17 protein-coding genes are annotated in these 19,952 nt (G+C 66.2%); 8 read left to right on the forward strand and 9 right to left on the reverse strand.

Annotated elements, in window-relative coordinates:
* Positions 1-181: 181 nt before the first annotated feature.
* The 3 genes from ACR65J_RS18470 to ACR65J_RS18480 all read left to right on the forward strand — a co-directional run bounded on the left by ACR65J_RS18470 (position 182) and on the right by ACR65J_RS18480 (position 2,424).
* On the forward strand, positions 182-934 hold the full coding sequence (locus ACR65J_RS18470; protein ID WP_255175166.1) for a DUF4191 domain-containing protein: 753 nt from the start codon (positions 182-184) through the stop codon (positions 932-934).
* Between the two features lie 119 nt (positions 935-1,053).
* Entirely contained in the window at positions 1,054-1,413 is a 360-nt protein-coding gene (locus ACR65J_RS18475; protein ID WP_440171805.1) for a DUF3817 domain-containing protein, read from the forward strand.
* A gap of 15 nt (positions 1,414-1,428) precedes the next feature.
* Positions 1,429-2,424, forward strand: coding sequence for a DMT family transporter (locus tag ACR65J_RS18480; protein WP_440171807.1), 996 nt, complete (start codon positions 1,429-1,431; stop codon positions 2,422-2,424).
* A gap of 19 nt (positions 2,425-2,443) precedes the next feature.
* On the opposite strand, the gene ACR65J_RS18485 is transcribed toward ACR65J_RS18480, so the two are convergent.
* Positions 2,444-2,881: an RDD family protein gene (locus ACR65J_RS18485; RefSeq protein ID WP_440171809.1), complete on the reverse strand. Its 438-nt coding sequence runs from the start codon at positions 2,879-2,881 to the stop codon at positions 2,444-2,446.
* Between the two features lie 285 nt (positions 2,882-3,166).
* Here ACR65J_RS18485 and glnA (ACR65J_RS18490) point away from each other — a divergent pair, with 285 nt between their 5' ends.
* On the forward strand, positions 3,167-4,591 hold the full coding sequence (gene glnA, locus ACR65J_RS18490; RefSeq protein ID WP_440171811.1) for a type I glutamate--ammonia ligase: 1,425 nt from the start codon (positions 3,167-3,169) through the stop codon (positions 4,589-4,591).
* A 260-nt stretch (positions 4,592-4,851) separates the two neighbouring features.
* Here glnA (ACR65J_RS18490) and ACR65J_RS18495 read toward each other — a convergent pair whose 3' ends face one another.
* The 3 genes from ACR65J_RS18495 to glnA (ACR65J_RS18505) are packed head-to-tail and all read right to left on the reverse strand — an operon-like array spanning position 4,852 to position 9,784.
* A complete protein-coding gene (locus ACR65J_RS18495) occupies positions 4,852-5,433 on the reverse strand; it encodes a GNAT family N-acetyltransferase (RefSeq protein ID WP_440171813.1) in 582 nt (193 codons plus the stop codon).
* The gene (locus ACR65J_RS18500; RefSeq protein WP_440171814.1) at positions 5,423-8,434 is read right to left on the reverse strand and encodes a bifunctional [glutamine synthetase] adenylyltransferase/[glutamine synthetase]-adenylyl-L-tyrosine phosphorylase; all 3,012 of its coding nucleotides are present in this window, start codon (positions 8,432-8,434) and stop codon (positions 5,423-5,425) included. Before ACR65J_RS18500 ends, ACR65J_RS18495 begins: the two co-directional genes overlap by 11 nt.
* Positions 8,435-8,443: 9 nt before the next feature.
* Complete coding sequence (gene glnA / locus ACR65J_RS18505) at positions 8,444-9,784, reverse strand: type I glutamate--ammonia ligase (RefSeq protein WP_141160830.1); 1,341 nt, start codon at positions 9,782-9,784, stop codon at positions 8,444-8,446.
* 287 nt (positions 9,785-10,071) lie between these two features.
* Between glnA (ACR65J_RS18505) and panB the strand changes: the two genes are divergently transcribed.
* Entirely contained in the window at positions 10,072-10,959 is an 888-nt protein-coding gene (gene panB / locus ACR65J_RS18510; RefSeq protein ID WP_440171817.1) for a 3-methyl-2-oxobutanoate hydroxymethyltransferase, read from the forward strand.
* A 15-nt stretch (positions 10,960-10,974) separates the two neighbouring features.
* Here the strand turns inward: panB and ACR65J_RS18515 are convergent, their stop codons facing one another.
* Positions 10,975-11,139: an SPOR domain-containing protein gene (locus ACR65J_RS18515; RefSeq protein ID WP_255175160.1), complete on the reverse strand. Its 165-nt coding sequence runs from the start codon at positions 11,137-11,139 to the stop codon at positions 10,975-10,977.
* A gap of 119 nt (positions 11,140-11,258) precedes the next feature.
* Between ACR65J_RS18515 and map the strand changes: the two genes are divergently transcribed.
* Together map and ppgK are read left to right on the forward strand one after the other, a co-directional pair.
* Complete coding sequence (gene map, locus ACR65J_RS18520; protein WP_440171819.1) at positions 11,259-12,137, forward strand: type I methionyl aminopeptidase; 879 nt, start codon at positions 11,259-11,261, stop codon at positions 12,135-12,137.
* A gap of 107 nt (positions 12,138-12,244) precedes the next feature.
* Positions 12,245-13,048 (forward strand): polyphosphate--glucose phosphotransferase, encoded by an 804-nt coding sequence (gene ppgK / locus ACR65J_RS18525; RefSeq protein ID WP_440171949.1) that lies wholly within the window; start codon positions 12,245-12,247, stop codon positions 13,046-13,048.
* A gap of 52 nt (positions 13,049-13,100) precedes the next feature.
* Here the strand turns inward: ppgK and nrdR are convergent, their stop codons facing one another.
* The 3 genes from nrdR to ACR65J_RS18540 form a co-directional block, all read right to left on the reverse strand.
* Positions 13,101-13,604 carry a transcriptional regulator NrdR gene (gene nrdR / locus ACR65J_RS18530; RefSeq protein WP_440171821.1) on the reverse strand — a complete coding sequence of 168 codons (504 nt, stop codon included), beginning with the start codon at positions 13,602-13,604 and terminating at the stop codon, positions 13,101-13,103.
* Between the two features lie 137 nt (positions 13,605-13,741).
* Entirely contained in the window at positions 13,742-15,115 is a 1,374-nt protein-coding gene (gene hisD, locus ACR65J_RS18535; protein ID WP_440171823.1) for a histidinol dehydrogenase, read from the reverse strand.
* Between the two features lie 4 nt (positions 15,116-15,119).
* Positions 15,120-15,653, reverse strand: a complete 534-nt coding sequence (locus tag ACR65J_RS18540) for a hypothetical protein (RefSeq protein WP_440171825.1) — start codon at positions 15,651-15,653, stop codon at positions 15,120-15,122.
* A gap of 128 nt (positions 15,654-15,781) precedes the next feature.
* Here ACR65J_RS18540 and ACR65J_RS18545 point away from each other — a divergent pair, with 128 nt between their 5' ends.
* On the forward strand, positions 15,782-16,282 hold the full coding sequence (locus tag ACR65J_RS18545) for a flavin reductase family protein (protein ID WP_056331660.1): 501 nt from the start codon (positions 15,782-15,784) through the stop codon (positions 16,280-16,282).
* Positions 16,283-16,355: 73 nt separating this feature from the next.
* On the opposite strand, the gene dnaE is transcribed toward ACR65J_RS18545, so the two are convergent.
* Positions 16,356-19,913 carry a DNA polymerase III subunit alpha gene (gene dnaE, locus ACR65J_RS18550; protein WP_440171827.1) on the reverse strand — a complete coding sequence of 1,186 codons (3,558 nt, stop codon included), beginning with the start codon at positions 19,911-19,913 and terminating at the stop codon, positions 16,356-16,358.
* Between the last annotated feature and the right edge of the window lie 39 nt (positions 19,914-19,952).

A 19,952-nucleotide genomic window follows, 5' to 3' on the forward strand; every position in this document is an offset into this window, starting at 1 on the left:
ATCCCCGCCAACCTCGCCCACATCGCAGAAGGCATCCAGGACTCCGGCACCACCCGCCAGGAAGCCGCCACCCTCCTCGCAGCCCATTCCTGACCTCACCTTCGTGAAGTTGCCATGAGCCGGACGCTGGATGATTCCAACGTCCGGCCCTTTGGTTTAAGTCACGTAGAATTGAGGCACTATGGCGAAATCCCCTGACTCCAGCAACTCCACCCCGGCGGGCTCAAGCGCGGTGAAGCGCGGCCTGTTCACGCGCAAGCCCAAGGAAGCTAAGGCCAAGAAGCCCAGCAGGCTCAAGCAGATCGGCGAGGTCTTTACCATGACCCGCCGCCACGACCCCATGGTTCCGTGGCTGATGCTCCTGGTGTTCCTCGGTGTTGTGGCCGTGAGCTTCCTGGTGGGTTTCTGGCTGGATAACTGGATCACCGGCCTGATCATCGGCATTCCCCTGGGTCTGCTGGCAGCAACCTTTATTCTGTCCCGCCGCGCTGAGCGTGCTGCATTCGCGCAGATCGAGAACCAGCCCGGAGCCTCCGGCGCCGCCCTGGGGACGCTCCGCCGCGGCTGGATCACGGAAGAACAGCCTGTGGCTGTCAACCCGCGCACGCAGGACGCCGTGTTCCGCGCAGTCGGCCGTCCCGGCGTCGTCCTTGTCAGCGAAGGCCCCACCCACCGGGTGAAGCCGCTGCTCGATGCCGAGCGCAAGCGCCTTGCGCGCATCCTGCCCAACGTCCCTGTCCACACCATCCAGACCGGGCGCGGCGAAGGCCAGGTGCCGCTGAGCCAGGTGGCAAAGCAGATGGGCAAGATGAAGAACGAGTTGACCAAACTTGAAGTCAGCACGGTATCCAAGCGCATCGCATCCATGGGCACCCGGCTTCCCATTCCCAAGGGCATCGACCCCTACAAGGCCCGTCCCAACCGCGGACGCTAGCTGATAGGACGCCCCGGTACCGGCCCTGCCGGCAGCCGGGGCGTTTTTTCTTGGGCCCGCACCGCCGCCCGCAGCCCCTTTCACCGCCGGCGGCACCATACATCACACGACGACAGGACATGACCGTGCACCCCAGGACTACCGTGATCCGTGCTTTCCGCATCCTCGCCGTGGCCGAGGCCTGCAGTTGGGCAGCGCTCCTCGCCGGCATGTATTTCAAATGGATTGCCGGCACCACGGAGATCGGCGTGCAGCTCGCAGGCCCTGTCCACGGGGCCCTGTTTATTGGCTACGGTGTTGCCGCGCTCATGCTGTGGCGGGTGCAGCGCTGGCCGTTCCTGGTGGCCGTGCTGGCCGGTGGCTCGGCGGTCTTCCCGTTCGCCACCCTCCTTTTCGAGCGCTGGGCCGGGCGCCGCGGTTACCTCAGCGCTGCCGGGGCCGCGGAACCCGCCCCTGTCCTTGAATCAAGCCGCGCCTAGGGGAACAGGCCTGCCGTGGAATCCGTTGAGCAGGGGCTGAAGGCACAGCGATCGCAGAAGGCGGAGGCGCCCGATCCGCGGGTGCAGGGGCGCAGACGGCTGGTCGCTCTCCTGTCCCTGCTGGGGGCAACCCTGTTCTGGGCCGGCAACTACGTTGTGGGCGCCGGCGCCGTCCAAAGCATCGACCCCCTGAGCCTGGTCTTCCTGCGGTGGGCCATCGCGCTGGTGCCGCTGCTGCTGATAGCCCAGCTGGTGGAGCGGCCATGCTGGCGGGAAGTCGCGGCCGCGTGGCCGTGGCTGCTGGCGCTCAGCGTGTGCGGGCTGCTGGGCTACAACCTCCTCCTTTACTTTGCGCTGGAACACACCGACGCATTCAATGCATCGCTGATCAATGCCTTCAATCCCGCGCTCATCACGCTCGCGGCCGCGCTCTTCCTGCGCGAACGGCTCACGCGACTGGCAGTCGCCGGCGTCGTGATGGCCCTGGCCGGCGTCCTCATCGTTATCAGTGGAGGGAATATTGGCAGGCTGGCCTCTGCCGGCTTCGGCACAGGCGAGATGCTTATGGTGGGGGCAGTTCTTGTCTGGACGGCCTACACCGTCATTGGCCGGCTGGCACCAAAGATCCCGCCGATTACCGCTACTGCCGTTCAAGCAGCCCTGGCGGTGGCCCTGTTGGCCCCGGTGCGGTTCGCGACGGGCGGCCTGGCCCTTCCCGCAACGGGCAGCACGGTGGCGTCATTGCTCTTCATCGCCATCTTCCCGTCGGTACTGTCCTACCTCCTGTGGAACCGGGCACTGACGGTCCTGCCGGCAGGCGGTGCAGGCGTGTTCCTCAACCTGATCACCGTCTTCACGGCAGTCCTCACCATTCTCACCGGACACGTCCACACAGCCGCGCAGTTTGTGGGCGGCGCCATCGTGATCGGCGGTGTAATCGTCACGAACGCGCCGGCCTTCCGCCGGCAGCGGCGGTCCAGGCAGCTGCCCGGCCAGAAGGACGCCCACTGACGCCCGTTGGGACGCGGGACTACCGCCGGATGAGGAGCGTATTCATGGCCTTGTCATGCAGCCCCCGCTGGTCCGGGTCGAAAATGACGGCGGGGATGACCAGGCAGAGGAGCACTGCCCGCACCAAACCAGCCAGCGGTCCCGGGGTGCCGCCTCCCGGCTTTATCACGGCGATGCCCATGATGCGGTGGCCGATGCTGTAACCAAGGGTTCCCACCAGCAGGGTCTGCTCGATGGCGAAGACCCCAAGCGTGGCCCAGGAATCGCCACCAAAGGCAAAGTTGCTGATCAGCAGCGCGATGCCCCAGTCGATCATGATCGCAACGATCCGGCGTCCAGCGCGCGCAATGGAGCCGGGGCCGGACTCCGGCAGTCCCAGGCGCTCCCCCGGATACTTTGAGATTCCGGAGGTATCCGGTCCAGTGAGCCAGGAGCCAATGTCTTTGCGATCTACCACCGTCCAAGTTTACCGATCCATCCCGCCGCGGCGCGCCCACAGTGTGGATGGGACTCGACCACACTGTGGACGGAGGATAGCGTGGACATAGCAGGGCATTCTGTAACCTGCCCGAAACAATGCGGACACGGACGGGAAATGCCGGATCCATAGTCTGTTAGCAGTTTCAAGCAATCCCCCGGCAGGTACAGGCGACAGGGAAAACCGTGCGTTCTCCCTGATTTTGGATTGCGCTGGATCACATGGCTTGCATGCCAGATATTTACATATGCGTTAGGAGCATAGATGTTCAAGACTGCGGACGAAGTCCTCAAGTTCATCAAGGACGAAGATGTAAAGTTCGTCGATATCCGCTTCACCGACCTGCCGGGCGTCCAGCAGCACTTCAACGTCCCCGCCAAGAGCGTTGACGCTGATTTCTTCGTCAACGGCCAGCTCTTCGACGGTTCGTCCATCCGCGGATTCCAGGGCATCGCCGAGTCTGACATGCAGCTGATCCCGGACGTCACCACCGCGTTCCTGGACACGTTCCGCATGGAGAAGACCCTCGCGCTGAACTTCTCGATCGTCAACCCGCGCACCGGTGATCCCTACCACCGCGACCCGCGCGGCGTGGCCGAGAAGGCTGAGGCCTACCTGGCCTCCACCGGCATCGCCGACACCGCGTTCTTCGCTCCCGAAGCCGAATTCTTTGTGTTCGACAACGTCCAGTACCAGTCCTCCCCCGAGGGCAGCTTCTACAAGATCGACTCCGAAGAAGCCCACTGGAACAGCGGCCGCGAGGAAGAGGGCGGCAACCTGGGCTACAAGACCCCCGTCAAGGGCGGTTACTTCCCGGTCTCCCCCACCGACAAGCAGGCTGACCTGCGTGACGCCATGTGTGTTGCCCTGGACGAAGCCGGCCTCGAGGTCGAGCGCAGCCACCACGAAGTTGGATCCGCCGGCCAGGCCGAGATCAACTACAAGTTCACCACCCTGACCCACGCTGCCGATGACCTGCAGAAGTTCAAGTACGTCATCAAGAACACCGCTGACGCCTGGGGCAAGTCCGTTACCTTCATGCCGAAGCCGGTCTTCGGCGACAACGGCTCCGGCATGCACTGCCACCAGTCGCTGTGGAACGGCGGCGAGCCGCTGTTCTACGACGAGAAGGGCTACGCCGGCCTGTCCGACACCGCCCGCTGGTACATCGGCGGCCTGCTGCAGCACTCCTCCGCCGTGCTGGCCTTCACCAACCCGACGGTGAACTCCTACCGCCGCCTGGTCAAGGGCTTCGAAGCCCCGGTCAACATGGTCTACTCGCAGGGCAACCGCTCCGCCGGTATCCGTATCCCCATCACGGGCTCCAACCCCAAGGCCAAGCGCATCGAGTTCCGCGCACCGGACCCGTCCTCCAACCCGTACCTGGCCTTCGCTGCCCAGCTGATGGCCGGCATTGACGGCATCCGTAACCGCATCGAGCCCCCGGCTCCCATCGACAAGGACCTCTACGAGCTCCCCGCCGAGGAAGCCAAGGACATCCCCAAGGCTCCGGGCACCCTGGAGGAAGCCCTGGAGGCCCTGCGTGAGGACAACGAGTTCCTGCAGGCCGGTGGCGTCTTCACCCAGGACCTGATCGACACCTGGATCGAGTACAAGTACGAATACGAGATCCGCCCGCTGTCCCTGCGCCCGAACCCCTACGAGTTCGAGCTCTACTACGGCGTCTAGCACCACCGCTTCCTGAAGCAGCAAAGGCGGCCACCGGTTCATCCGGTGGCCGCCTTTCGCGTTGTCCGGGCCGCCAGGCCACGGACGGAGACCGTAAAGGTGGGGGCCCGCCTCCAGACGTGCTGAGACCGGGAGCCGGACCCCCTGACGAATGCCCCCCGAGACGAAGACTGTCCAGCCTTCCCCCCAACAAGGTTGGAGAGCACCGCCATCCACATAATCGGGCAAACGCTTGGCAAGCGCAATGCCGGTCCGGCGCGTTACGCCTGCGTCGTACGTGTGTCCGGCGCGCCTTGCGCCGGCGTCGTGCGTATGTCGGGTGCGGCAAAGCTGTGGAACATGGTCCGCTGCGGGCCCGCGGAGCCGCCCAGGTAGGGCCCTGCATCGATAAAACCGGCGCGGCGGTATGCGGCCAGGCCCGCGGGGTTTTCTTCATTGACGGAAAGTACGACGCCGGACTCGCCGCCTTGGTGCCGGGCGGTCAGCCTGCGTGCGGCCTCCACAGCGGCACTGGCCGCCAGGGTGCCGAGCCCCTTGCCCTGGTGCCTGCTGTCGATGAGGAAGCCCCGCAGCAGCCAGGCTGACTGGTCCTCGGGCCACCCGGCGAGGCAGGCGGCCCCCGCCTGGAGCGTCAGGAGGCCGACCGCCTTACCCTCCGACTCCACCACGTACGGCCAGCGCGATTCATCCGCCAGTCCTGCCAGCGCCATGCGCAGGGGGTCGCCCACGAAACGTTCCTGGCCAGGCAGCAGCGACATGCCGACGATCGCACCCAACTGGATGGCGCGGGCGTCTGCGTCCAGGTCCCGCAACGGGATGAGCCAGACCCAGTCAGTGCCCATAGAAGACACGTTCAAACACGGCCCGGGCCCGGCGGCTCACCCGCAGGTAGTCTTCCTCCAGCGCGGCTGCGTGACCCGGTTCGTAACCACACCAGCGCGCCACGGCCTCCAGGTCGCGGCGCGAGGACGGCAGGAGGTCGGAGGCCTTACCGCTCCAAATGACGTTTGCGGACCGGATCCGGCTGGCCAGCCGCCACGCGTCGGCCAGGAGCCCGGCATCGGCGGCATCCAGCAGGCCGAGTTCTGCTGCCGCTTCCAGGGCCTCCAGCGTGGACGTGGTCCGGAGTTCCCGATGTTTACCGGCGTGCTGGAGCTGCAGCAACTGCACCAGCCACTCGACGTCGCTGAGGCCGCCGCGGCCCAGTTTGAGGTGCCGGGCGGGGTCGGCGCCGCGTGGCAGCCGCTCCGATTCCACCCGGGCCTTAATGCGCCGGATCTCGCGCACGTCCTGCTCCGCCACGGTTTCCGGATACCGGATGGGGTCGATCAGCTTGAGGAAATCAGCGGCCAGGGTATCGTCGCCGGCCATGGGCCTTGCCCTCAGCAGGGCCTGGGCTTCCCAGATCAGGGACCAGCGGCGGTAATACTCGGCGAAGGAGTCAAGGGACCGCACCATGGCCCCGTTCTTGCCTTCCGGACGGAGGTCGGCGTCCATCTGGAGGACCCGTTCCGCCATGATGGCCGGTTTCAGGGGCTGGGTGAGGAGGCTGGACACCTTTGCCACGATGCGGCCGGCCTGTTCCTGAGCCTCCGCTTCCGTAAAGCCGGGCAGCGCCCGGTGGACGTACATGACGTCGGCATCGGAGCCGTAGCCGATTTCACGGCCGCCCTGGCGGCCCATGGCCACCACCAGCACGGTGGTCTTGAGCGGCCCGGCGGCGGAGACTATTCCTTCTGCCACCCGCAGGGCGCCCAGGACGGCGGCGCGGTCGGTGTCCGCCAGGGCCCTGCCCACGTGGTCCTGGTCCAGGAGGCCGGCGGAATCGGCGATGGCGATGCGCAGGATTTCCCGGCGGCGGATCAACCGGATCAGGCGCATGGCACTCTCCGGATCCTCGTGCCGCGACATCTTGGCGATGATTTCCTGCCACTGGGCTTCGAAACCCACCGGCAGCAGGTCCTTGTCCTGTCCCAGCCATGCCACGGACTCGGGCGAGACCTCCAGGAGGTCGGCTATCAGCCGCGAATTGGACAGCATGTGGCAGAGCCGCTCAGCCGCGGCGTTGGAGTCACGGAGCAGGCCAAGGTACCAGTGCGTGGTGCCCAGCGCCTCGCTGACGCGGCGGAAGGCGAGCAGGCCGGCGTCGGGGTCCACGCCTTCGGCGAGCCAGTCCAGCAGGACGGGCAGCAGCTGCCGCTGCAGCGCCGCCCGCCGGCTCACCCCGGCCGTCAGCGCCTCGATGTGGCGCATTGCGCCCTTCGGATCCCGGTAGCCGAGGGCCGCAAGCCGCCCCTGCGCCGCCTCGGGGGTCAGCCTGGCATCCTCGCTGCTGAGTTTGGCAGCCGTGTTCAGCAGAGGCCGGTAGAAGATGCGCTCGTGGAGTTCACGGACCGAGCGCTTGGTGCGCTGCCAGGCGGACAGCAGGGAATCCGGGCTGGGCCGTTCGTTGGAGAAGGGGCCCAGCACGGCCTTCGCCAGCGACCGCAGTGCCGGCTCCGTCACCGGCATCAGGTGGGTGCGCCGCAGCTGGAACAGCTGGATCCGGTGTTCCAGGAGCCGCAGGTACCGGTAGGCGTTGTCGAACGCTGCGGCGTCGGAACGGCCGATATAACCACCTGCCGACAGCGCGGCGATCGCGGAAGTGGTGTCCCGCCGTCGTAATGATTCATCTGCCTTGCCGTGCACCAGCTGGAGCAGCTGGACGGTGAACTCAACATCGCGCAGTCCGCCGCGGCCCAGCTTGATCTGGCGCTGCTCCTCGGCGGCCGGGATGTGCTCGGTCACCCGGCGGCGCATCGCCTGGACGGACTCCACAAAGCCCTCGCGCCCTGCCGAGCTCCAGATCAGGGGCGCCACGGCGTCCTCATAGGCCCGGCCCAGGGCGGCGTCGCCGGCAATGGAACGGGCCTTGAGCAGCGCCTGGAATTCCCAGCTTTCGGCCCACCTGGCGTAGTACGTCTCGTGGGAGGCCAGCGTGCGGACCAACGGGCCGGACTTGCCCTCGGGACGCAGGTTGGCGTCCACCTCCCACAGGCCCGGTTCCCTGGCCACGGAGGAGATGGCCCTGGAGATGCCGCTTGCCAGGGCCGTGCCTATGGTGTTCGCCTGGGCGTCCTCCAGGCTCCCGGCGTCCACCACGTAGATGACGTCGACATCAGAGATGTAGTTAAGCTCCCGGGCTCCGCATTTGCCCATGCCGATGACGGCAAGGCCGACGTCGGCGACGTCGGCAGCGCTGTGCTGCTCCGCCGCTTCCGCACGGGAGACGGCGAGGGCAGCCTCGATGGCGGCGGCGGCCAGGTCCGCCAGTTCACCGCCCACCGACGGCAGGAAATCCAGGGGATCCGCGGCGCAGAGGTCCTTGACGGCGAGGTCCACCAAACCACGCCGATAGGCGGTGCGCAGGGCCGCGTAAGCATCCGCGCCGGTAGCCGAGGCCACGGGCCGGGCGGCGCGGGGATCGGCGCCCACGGACTGCAGGAGCGTGGCGCGCAGCCGGTCCGGGTCGGCGGGCAGTGGCTCGGGGCTGGCCCGGACCCGGAAAGCCTCCAGATGCTCCGGGTGCCTGATGAGGAATTCCCCCAGGGCCTCGGACGCGCCCAGGACCCGGTACATCGGCTCGCTGTCTTCAAGGTCGGCGGCCGCCAGGTCCCGCAGCTGGGGGTGCTTCTCAATCAGGCGCACCAGCGACTGCAGGGCGGTGTCCGGGCTGGCCGCGAGTTGCAGCCCGGCGAAGAGCCTGTCCTGGTCCAGTCCCTCGAGTTCGCGCGCGGCAAGGAACCGTTCGCCCTTTTCCAGGTCACTGAATCCCGCCGCGATCAGGCGGCGAGCCAGGCTCACGCCGGGCACCTAGAGGATGCCGAGGTTGCGCTGCAGCTCGTAGGGCGTCACCTGCAGCCGGTAGTCCTGCCATTCGGCGCGCTTGTTGCGCAGGAAGTGCTCGTAGACCTGTTCGCCCAGGATCTGCGGCATCAGCTCTGAGTCCTCCATGGAGCGGATGGCGTCGTGCAGGCTGGCCGGGAGTGGATCATGGCCCATGGCCCGGCGTTCAGCGGAGCTGAGCGACCAGACGTCGTCCTCGGCTGCGGCGGGAAGGTCGTAGCCTTCCTCGATGCCTTTCAGGCCCGCGCCGAGCAGGACGGCGTAGGCGAGGTACGGGTTGGCGGCGGAGTCGATGCCGCGGTACTCGATCCGTGCGGACTGGCCCTTGCCCGGCTTGTACAGCGGCACGCGGACCAGCGCAGAGCGGTTGTTGTGGCCCCAGCTGAGATAGCTGGGCGCCTCGCCGCCACCCCACAGGCGCTTGTAGGAGTTGACGAACTGGTTGGTGACAGCCGTGAACTCGGGGGCGTGCTTGAGGATGCCGGCAATGAACTGCCGGGCCGTCTTGGACAGCTGGAACTCTGCGCCCGCCTCGAAGAACGCGTTGCTGTCGCCCTCGAACAGTGAGAAGTGCGTGTGCATGCCGGAACCGGGGTGGTCGGTGAACGGCTTGGGCATGAACGTGGCGTAAGTGCCCTGCTGCAGTGCCACTTCCTTGATCACGGTGCGGAACGTCATGATGTTGTCCGCCGTCTGCAGGGCGTCCGCGTAGCGCAGATCGATCTCGTTCTGGCCCGGGCCTGCCTCGTGGTGGCTGAATTCCACGGAAATGCCGACCGATTCCAGCATGGTCACCGCGGTGCGCCGGAAGTCCTGGGCCACGCCACCGGGGACATGGTCAAAGTAGCCGCCCTCGTCCACCGGAACAGGAGCACCGTTAGGACCCGGCTCGTGCGACTTGAGCAGGTAGAACTCGATTTCGGGGTGGGTGTAGCAGGTGAAGCCCATGTCCGCGGCCTTGGCCAGGGTCCGCTTGAGCACGTTGCGCGGATCGGCAGCGGAGGGCTCGCCGTCGGGGGTCAGGATGTCGCAGAACATCCTGGACGTCTGTTCCGTCTCGCCGCGCCACGGCAGGATCTGGAAGGTGGCGGGATCGGGCTGCGCCAGCATGTCGGATTCAAAAACACGGGCCAGGCCTTCGATGGAGGAACCGTCGAAACCCAGGCCTTCTTCGAATGCGCCCTCGACCTCTGCCGGGGCCAGCGCCACGGACTTCAGCGAACCCACGACGTCGGTGAACCACAGGCGCACGAAACGTACGTCGCGCTCTTCGATTGTGCGCAGGACAAACTCTTGCTGGCGGTCCATGATGGCCTCTTCTCCGGTCAACGTCCATGCTCCGGGTCCACGCGAGGGGAATGCCGGCAGCAGTTCATCAACACTGTACTAATCATTCTGCGCCGATGCCGAAGCCTGCGCCGCGCGTAACACAGCATTAACCTGGCGGGCCCCAAATGACACCCTCGGGCCGCCCCTGCGTCCGGTTCCAGGCGGCGCATCACCGGTGGGCCCCAGCTGCCGTTATGACGCTGATCACCCCTGCCCCGCGCTGGCCCCGGTAGCTAGGACGGCCGGTACCGCATTACGCTCATCCCATGGCCTCCAACAGCTCCGGCTCCAGCGCGTCCGCAGAAGTACCCGCCCCCTACGGCAGCGGCCCCGGCGTGCCTGCCCCCGCAGAACGGAAGCCGGCAAGGGTGCGCCTCCACCACCTCCAGCAGGCCAAGCGCGATGGCACCAAATTCGCCATGCTCACCGCGTACGAGCAGTACACGGCCGAGATTTTTGATGCTGCCGGCATCGAGGTGCTCCTGGTGGGAGATTCGGCGTCCAACAACGTCTTTGGCAACGAGACCAGCCTCCCGGTCACTGTCGACGAACTCCTCCCCCTCTGCCGGGCGGTGGCACGGTCGGCCAAACGCGCCCTGGTGGTTGCCGACCTGCCCTTCGGCAGCTACGAAGTCAGTGCCGAACAGGCCGTGGCCGCCGGTGTCCGGTTCCTGAAGGAAGGGCTCGCCCACGCGGTGAAGATCGAGGGCGGCAAGTACTACGCACCCACGGTCAGGGCCATGGTGCAGGCCGGCATCCCGGTCATGGCGCACATCGGCTTCACTCCGCAGAGCGAGCACGCCCTGGGCGGCTACCGCGTCCAGGGCCGCGGCGACGACGCCCAGCGGCTGATCGACGACGCCCGCGCACTCGAAGAAGCCGGGGCGTTCTGCGTACTGATGGAAATGGTGCCCGCTGAGACGGCCACGGCGGTTGACGCCGCGGTCAATGTCCCGACGGTGGGCATCGGCGCCGGAAAGGCCACGACTGGCCAGGTCCTGGTGTGGCAGGACATGGCGGGACTCCGCGGCGGAAAGATGGCCAAGTTCGTGAAGCAGTACGCGGACCTTCGCAGCACACTGCACGACGCCGCCACGGCCTATGGCGACGACGTCAGGTCAGGCGGGTTCCCCGGCCCGGAGCATTCGTTCTAGGCAGGAAACAGGCCATCAGTCGTCGTCGCCCTTTTCCCAGGCCTCGTTGCGCGCCCTGACCTTCTCGATGGCGTGCTCCGCTTCTTCGCGGGTCTTGTAGGGCCCAATGAGCTGGCTCCAGTCCGACAGCCGGTCCTCTTCCACTTCGTGGGTGTTGATGTTGAACCAGTACTCAGTCATCGTTGCTCCTCGTTCCGGCGACAGGAACCAGGGGGTGATCCACGTAACACAAACACTTACGCGCCCCTCCCCAGCTTGTCGGTTGTTAGGCGTTCTGTGGTGCCTTATATGATCAATCTATGCCTTCCCTTGCCTCGACTGCACCCATTGGCACCCTCACCCCGGGTACCCTGAGTCCGCAGCGTCCCGTCCCGGCGTCCATCCCCCGTCCGGAGTACGTTGGCAACCCCGCCCCCGCAAAATTCACCGGGTCCGAGGTCAAGTCCGCCGAAACCATCGAGAAGATCCGGATCGCCGGAAAAATCGCGGCCCAGGCCATCGTGGAAGTAGGCAAGCACATCCAGCCGGGTGTCACCACCGACGAACTGGACAGGGTGGGCCACGAATTCCTGCTCGACCACAATGCCTACCCCTCCACGCTCGGTTACCGCGGATTCCCCAAGTCGTTGTGCTCCTCCCTGAACGAGGTCATCTGCCATGGCATCCCGGACAGCACGGTGGTCCAGGACGGCGACATCCTGAACATCGACATCACGGCCTATCTCAACGGCGTCCACGGAGACACCAACTACACCTTCCTGGTGGGGGATGTGGACGAGGAATCCCGGCTGCTGGTGGAGCGCACCCAGGAGTCATTGAACCGGGCCATCAAGGCCGTGGCACCGGGACGCGAAATCAACATCATTGGCAGGGCCATCCAGTCCTACGCCAAGCGCTTTGGTTACGGCGTGGTGCGTGACTTCACCGGCCACGGCGTCGGGGAGGCCTTCCACACCGGGCTGATCATCCCCCACTATGACGCGGCCCCTGCCTACAACACCGTGATCGAAACCGGAATGGTGTTCACCATCGAACCGATGCTCACGCTGGGCACCGTGGAGTGGGACATGTGGAGCGATGACTGGACCGTCGTCACCCGGGACCGCAAGCGCACCGCCCAGTTCGAGCACACCCTGCTGGTCACCGAGACCGGCGCCGAAATCCTTACCCTGCCGTAGCCTGGTCCATGCCCCCGGGGCATGCTGCCGGTGCAGACCGGACACCTGTCATGGGCCGCCCCAAGCTGGCCCTTTTCCTGCCCGCCCCTGTCAAGAACGGAATCCCATTGGCCAAGAAGGACGAGAAGTCGCACAAGAACGCACCGCTGATCGGCATCGACATCGGTGGTACGGGCATCAAGGGCGGCATTGTCGACCTGAAGAAGGGCAAGCTGCTCGGAGAACGGTTCCGGGTTCCCACCCCGCAGCCGGCCACCCCTGAAGCCGTGGCGGAGGCCGTGGCCCTGGTGGTGGCCGAGCTCTCGGCACGTCCGGAAGCACCGGAAGCCGGCTCCCCTGTGGGGGTGACCTTCCCGGGCATCATCCAGCACGGCGTGGTCCACTCCGCCGCCAATGTGGACAAGAGCTGGCTGGACACGGACATCGACGCCCTTCTCACGGCACGGCTCGGCCGCCCGGTGGAGGTCATCAATGATGCCGACGCCGCAGGCCTGGCGGAAGCACGCTATGGTGCCGGCGCGGGCGTCTCGGGCACCGTCCTGGTGATCACGTTGGGCACCGGCATCGGTTCAGCCTTCATCTTCGACGGAAAGCTGGTCCCCAACGCAGAGCTGGGGCACCTGGAAATTGACGGTTTCGACGCCGAATCGAAGGCGTCAGCTGTTGCCCGCGAGCGGGACGGGCTGTCCTGGGACGAGTACAGCGTGCTGCTGCAGCGCTACTTCTCGCATGTGGAGTTCCTGTTCTCCCCTGAACTGTTCATCGTGGGCGGCGGAATTTCCAAGCGCGCCGACGAATACCTTCCCAACCTCAGGCTCCGCACCCCGATTGTCCCTGCCGTCCTCCGCAATGAGGCAGGCATCGTGGGGGCAGCGCTGGAAATCGCGCTGCAGCACAAGCTGGCCAAATAGGAGTGGTGCCGGTGGCGGCTGCGGCTTCCCCTCCGCTGCCGCCACCGGAGTTTTAGAGCGGGCTCTTCTCGGAGCTCTTGGCCGGAGCGGCTGCGCCCTTGGCGCCTTCCCCGGCCTCGTGGCGGAGCAGGGCGATGGCGGTCTCGAAGTCCTCGAGGGATTCAAAGGCCTGGTAGACGCTGGCAAAGCGCAGGTAGGCTACCTCATCAAGTTTCTGCAGGGGCCCGAGGATCACCAGGCCCACCTCGTGGGCGTCAATTTCAGCGGCACCCGAGGCACGGATCTGTTCTTCGACTTCCTGGGCCAGCATGGCGAGGTCGTCCTCGCTCACGGGCCGCCCCTGGCATGCCTTGCGCACGCCGTTGATCACCTTGCTGCGGCTGAACGGCTCACCAACGCCGGAACGCTTGATCACGGACAGGCTGGTGGTTTCGACCGTGGTGAACCGGCGGCCGCATTCAGGGCATTGCCGGCGCCGGCGGATGGCCGAGCCATCATCAGCCATCCGGCTGTCCACCACGCGGGAATCAGGGTTGCGGCAGAACGGGCAGTACATGGCGTTCCCCCTTTTCGCTTGTGGTGTGAAACGGAATTCGAAGCCAGCAGCACCGCCGGGGGGCGATGCCGTGGCGTACCCAGTTTACGGGCAGATCTGGGGTAATAACAATCCTGTAATTACTACATGTAGTGGTGTCACCGGTCACCGTCGAACCGGGCCGTGACGGCGTCGCCGTGGGCCGGAAGATCCTCGGCCCGGGACAGGCTCACGATGTGTCCGCTGACCTCGGCCAAGGCTTCCCGGCTGTAGTTGACCACCTGGATGGCGCGTAGGAAAGTGGTCACGTTCAGCCCGGACGAAAACGCGGCCGTACCGCTGGTGGGCAGCACGTGGTTGGAGCCGGCGCAGTAGTCGCCAAGGCTGACCGGGCTGTAGTCGCCCACGAAGATGGCGCCCGCGTTCCGGATGCGCGCGGCTACGGCGGAAGCGTTCCGGGTCATGATTTCCAGGTGCTCCGCAGCGTAGGCGTCACAGGCCGCGATGCCCTGGTCCAGGCCGTCCACCAGCACGACTCCGGACTGGGGACCGGACAGCGCTTCCTGCACCCTGGCCGCGTGCTTGGTCGCGGCGGCCTGGAGTGCCAGCTCAGCCCGCACGGCAGCGGCCAGGTCCTCGGAATCGGTGATGAGGACCGATGCTGCCTTGGGATCGTGCTCGGCCTGGCTGAGCAGGTCGGCGGCAACCAGGGCGGGCTGGGCGGAGTCGTCCGCCAGGATGGCGATCTCGGTGGTTCCCGCCTCGGAGTCAATCCCGACGACACCTTTGACCAGGCGCTTGGCCGTGGCGACGAAGATGTTGCCGGGACCGGTCACCACGTCCACAGGCTGCAGTGCCGGGCCCGCATCCGTTGCATCGACGCCATAGGCGAAGGCGGCGATGGCCTGGGCGCCGCCGATGGCGTAGACCTCGGTGATGCCCAGCAGCGCTGCCGCCGCCAGGATGGTGGGGTGCGGCAGCCCGTCGAATTCCTTTTGCGGGGGCGAGGCCAGGGCGATGGACTCCACGCCCGCAGCCAGCGCGGGCACCACGTTCATGATCACCGATGACGGGTACACGGCAAGGCCACCGGGAACGTACAGTCCCACGCGGGAAACGGGCACCCAGTTCTGGCTGACCACGGCGCCGTCGCCCAGTTCGACGTCGACGTTGCGGGGGCGCTGCCCGTCGGCGAACTTCCGCGCCCGGCTGATGGATTCCTCCAGCGCAGCCCGCACGGCCGGATCCAGCTGGTCCAGGGCCGCGGCCATTGCCTCCCTGGGGACCAGCGGGTGCTCCTGCGCGACGCCGTCGAACCGTTCAGCCAGCTCAGCCAGTGCCGCGAAGCCGCGCTCCCGGACGGCGGAAATGATCTTCAGGACCTTTTCCTCGGCGTCCGCCACGGTCTGGCCCTTGGCGCGGGGCACCGCGGCGCGCAGTGCCGGGAGGCTCAGGTGGCGGCCCCGAAGGTCAATGGTGCGGAAGTCGACGGCGGCTGTCACGGGGGCGGGAAACTCCGGGGATGTGGTCACCGCTCTATTTTACGGGGCTGTGCACGCCTGCTGTTTCCGAGCCGGCGGGACCAGGCTTTCTGCCCGTGGCGCCCACCAGTTCAAGGATGAAGACGGACACGGCCGTGGCGGCGGGCCAGAGCAGCAGGACCGGCCACGCGCGCAGGGAGAAGGCGATGCTGGCGTTTGCCGACGTGTCGACGGCCGGGCCCCACAGCCGTCCCGCCAGGACACCTGTCCCCCATGCCACGGCGCTGCCCGCGAACGCCCCGGCCAGGCCGGTGAGCAGTGCCGCCTGCGGGTCCGGACGCTTGCCGTCCGCCAGGAATACGGCCAGCAGGCAGCCTGCCAGCACCATGATGCCTGCGAGCGTGAGATCGCGCGGCAGCCACACCAGGGGCACGGTCCCGGCCGCCAGGGCCGGGTCGCGGGTGATCAGGTTCAGCCCGCCCGGCGCCAGGAGCCACCACAGGATTCCCGCCGGAATACCCGCGGCCGCCGGGACCAGCAGCAGGGACCATGGCAGCAACCGCCTGGCGGGGCGGGCGAAGTTCGTCATGCAACACACCTTAACAAAGGTTCCTGCCAGGCCATCCGCCGTGGTGCTGCCGCCAGCCTGTTTTCCCGCCGTGACCGCGGGCCAATACGCTTGGGGAAAGAGTTATGCCACTTAGTTCAGGAGTTCCGGTGACCGATAACAGCGAGCCGTTCGAGCAGACGTTCAGGGAGATGTTCCGCCGGCATGCCGCGGGCGTCGCCATCATCACCGTGAATTACCAGGATGAGCCCTACGGTTTCACGGCAACCTCCGTCGCGTCCCTGTCGGCGAAACCGCCGCGCTTCACGTTCAACATGGCGCGCAGCTCCAGGTCCTGGCCCGCCGTGGCCAACACCCAGTACCTGGGGGTGCACATGCTGGGCCTGGAGAACCAGGAGTTGGCGGCCCGCTTTGCCCGCCCTGGCAACCGCTTCGAAGGCAACCACTGGGAAATCGGCCCGCACGGGGTGCCCATCCTCAAGGACGTGGCCGGATGGTTGATCGGCGAGATCCAGATGCGGCTCTCCTTCGAGAACAACGCCGTGGTGGTGGTCCAGGTGGTGGACGGCCAAGTGGGCGGCGAGGGATCGCCGCTGCTTTACCACGGCGGCGCCTACGGCCAGCCGGTGCCGCTGGACTACGAGATCTGACGACCACGGACCGGCGCAGCACCAACAGGCGGCCGACGGCGGGAGGTGATTCCCGCCGTCGGCCGCCTGTTTGTCAGGCGTCCAGGCAGGCCGGGCCCAGCAGGACCTTAAGGTCACCGAACAGCGACGGGCTGGGGTTCACCCGCAGGTGGACCGGCAGGCCCATGATTTCGGTCCGCGTGTCACCTTGCAGGTGCAGCCGCACCTCCGAGTTGCCCCGGTGCGTGCGCAGCACGTCGCCGAGTTCGGTGACCACGGTCTCGGTGGCCTTGTGGGTGGGCATGGTGATGACCAGGGGCCCATGCAGCCCTTCGCTGAGGTCCGGAACCGACAGTTCCATGCAGTTCAGCGTGATGGCGCCGTCGTCGCGCTTCTGCAGGCGGCCCTTGACCACCACGATCAGGTCCTCGGCGAGCACGGAGGCGATGGGCCCATACACCTGCCCGAAGAACATCACCTCGATGGAACCGCCCAGGTCCTCGATCTCCGCCCGGGCGTAGGCGTTGCCGCTGGCTTTCGCGATCCGGCGGCTCAGCGAGGTGATCATGCCGGCGATGGTAATGATGGCCCCGTCCTGCGGCCCGTCCTCGCCAATGATGGAGGTAATGCTCATCTCGGCATGCTGGGCCAGGAGGCCCTCCAGGCCCTGCAGCGGGTGGTCGGAAACATACAGGCCCAGCATGTCCCGTTCGAAGGAGAGCTTGTCCTTCTTCTCCCACTCGGGCAGGTCCGGAATCTCGATGCTGAGGGACGCCTCCGATTCGGCTTCCTCGAAGCCGGCAAAGAGGTCGAACTGGCCGATCGCCTCGTTCCGTTTCAAGGTGATGACGGAGTCGATGGCCTCTTCATGGATCATGGCCAGCGCACGCCGGTGGTGGCCCAGGGAGTCGAAGGCCCCGGACTTGATCAGCGATTCGATGGTTCTCTTGTTGCAGACCACCGCCGGCACCTTCATGAGGTAGTCCTTGAAGGACGTGTAGGCGCCTTCGCTCTCGCGTGCGGTGACCATGGCCTCGACGGCGTTGGCACCCACGTTGCGGATGGCGCCCATGCCGAAGCGGATGTCAGTGCCTACCGGGGTGAAGTTCAGGGCGGACTCGTTGACATCCGGCGGAAGCACCGTGATGCCCATGCGGCGGCACTCGTTCAGGTAGATGGCGGACTTGTCCTTGTCGTCACCGACCGAGGTCAGCAGCGCTGCCATGTATTCGGGCGCGTAGTGCGCCTTCAGGTACGCGGTCCAGTAGGAGATGACCCCGTACGCGGCTGAGTGGGCCTTGTTGAAGGCGTAGTCGGAGAAGGGCAGGAGGATGTCCCAGAGGGTCTTGACCGCTTCCATGGAGTAGCCGTTGTCCTGCATGCCCTGGGAGAAGCCGGCGAACTGCTTATCCAGCTCCGACTTCTTTTTCTTGCCCATGGCGCGCCGGAGGATATCTGCCTGGCCCAGCGAGTAGCCGGCCAGTTTCTGCGCTACGGCCATGACCTGCTCCTGGTACACGATCAGGCCATACGTTCCGCCGAGGATCTCCTTGAGTGGTTCCTCCAGCTCAGGGTGAATGGGAATGACTTCCTGGATCCCGTTCTTGCGCAGTGCGTAGTCGGTGTGGGCGTTGGCGCCCATGGGCCCGGGCCGGTAGAGCGCCAGAACAGCGGAAATGTCTTCGAAGTTGTCGGGCTTCATGAGCTTGAGCAGGGACCGCATGGGGCCGCCGTCGAGCTGGAACACGCCCAGGGTGTCGCCGCGGGCCAGGAGTTCGTAGGACGGGGCATCGTCCAGCTCGAGGTTTTCCAGGTCCAGGTCGATGCCGCGGTTCATCTTGATGTTCTCGAGGGCATCGGAAATGATCGTCAGGTTCCGCAGGCCCAGGAAGTCCATCTTGATCAGGCCAAGGCCCTCGGACGTGGGGTAGTCGAACTGGGTGATCACCTGGCCGTCCTGGAAGCGGCGCATGATGGGGATGACGTCGATGATGGGGTCCGAGGACATGATGACGCCTGCCGCGTGCACGCCCCACTGGCGCTTCAGGCCTTCAATGCCCAGGGCCGTCTCGAAGACCTTGGCAGCCTCCGGGTCAGTGGCGATCAGCTGCCGGAAGTCACCGGCCTCGCTGTAGCGCTTGGCTTCCGGGTTCTGGATGTCCGCGAGCGGAATATCCTTGGCCATGACGGCGGGCGGCAGGGCCTTGGTCAGCGTCTCGCCCATGCTGAAGGGGTAGCCCAGGACGCGCGAGGAGTCCTTGAGGGCCTGCTTGGTCTTGATGGTGCCGTAGGTGACGATCATGGCCACGCGCTCGTCGCCGTACTTGCGGGTCACGTAATCGATGACCTCGGACCGGCGCCGGTCATCGAAGTCGACGTCGAAGTCGGGCATGGAGACGCGGTCCGGGTTGAGGAAGCGTTCGAAGATCAGGCCGTGGCGCAGGGGGTCGAGGTCGGTGATGCGCATGGCGTAGGCCACCATGGAGCCGGCACCCGAACCACGGCCGGGGCCTACCCGGATGCCGTTGTTCTTGGCCCAGTTGATGAAGTCGGCGACCACCAGAAAGTAGCCGGGGAAGCCCATGGAGGTGATGACGCCGAGCTCGTAATCGGCCTGCTTGCGGACCTCGTCCGGGATGCCGCCCGGGTAGCGGTACTGCAGGCCCTTGTCCACTTCCTTGACCAGCCAGGAGGTCTCGTCCTCGCCGGGCGGGCAGGGGAACCGCGGCATGAAGTTGGCGTCGGTGTTGAAGGACACCTCACAGCGTTCGGCAATCAGGAGGGTGTTGTCGCACGCCTCCGGGTGGTCACGGAAGAGCTCCCGCATCTCCTGGGGGGATTTCAGGTAGTAGCCGCTGCCGGAGAACGCGAACCTTGAGCCGCCGTTGTCGTAGGTGGGTTCCAGCAGCGTGGAACCGGACTGGATGGCCAGCAGGGCTTCGTGCGCCTTGGCGTCGTGCTCGTGCGTGTAGTGGAGGTCGTTGGTGGCCACCAGCGGCAGGTTCAGGTCCTTGGCGAGCCGCAGCAGGTCGCCGGTGACCCGCCGTTCGATGTCCAGGCCGTGATCCATCAGTTCGCAGAAGTAGTTCTCCGCGCCAAAGATGTCCCGGAACTCGGCCGCGGCCTCCAGCGCTTCGCGGTACTGGCCGAGCCGGAGCCGGGTCTGGACCTCCCCGGAGGGGCAGCCCGTGGTGGCGATGAGCCCCTCTGAATACGTGTTGAGCAGTTCCCGGTCCAGCCGGGGCCACTTGCCGAAAACTGAATCAAGGGAGGCGATGGACGAGGCCCGGAAGAGGTTCCGCATGCCTACGTTGTTGTAACTGAGGAGGGTCATGTGGGTGTAGGACCCACCGCCGGAGACGTCGTCCTTGCGCTGGGATTCATCGCCCCACCGCACGCGTTCCTTGTCCGTCCGGGCAGTACCGGGAGTCACATAGGCTTCGACGCCGATGATCGGCTTGATGCCTTTGTCCGTGGCTTTGCGCCAGAAGTCGAATGCACCGAACAGGTAGCCGTGGTCTGTGGTGGCGAGGGCCGGCATGCCCAGCCGCTCGGTTTCGTCGAACAGCTCCCCCAGGCGGGCGGCTCCATCCAGCATGGAATATTCGGTGTGGGTGTGCAGGTGGACAAACGAATCATTGCTGGAACTCACCGCACTATTCTAAGCGCTGCCCCGGGACTGTCCTGCCAG

Source organism: Arthrobacter sp. SAFR-044, assembly GCF_059414985.1.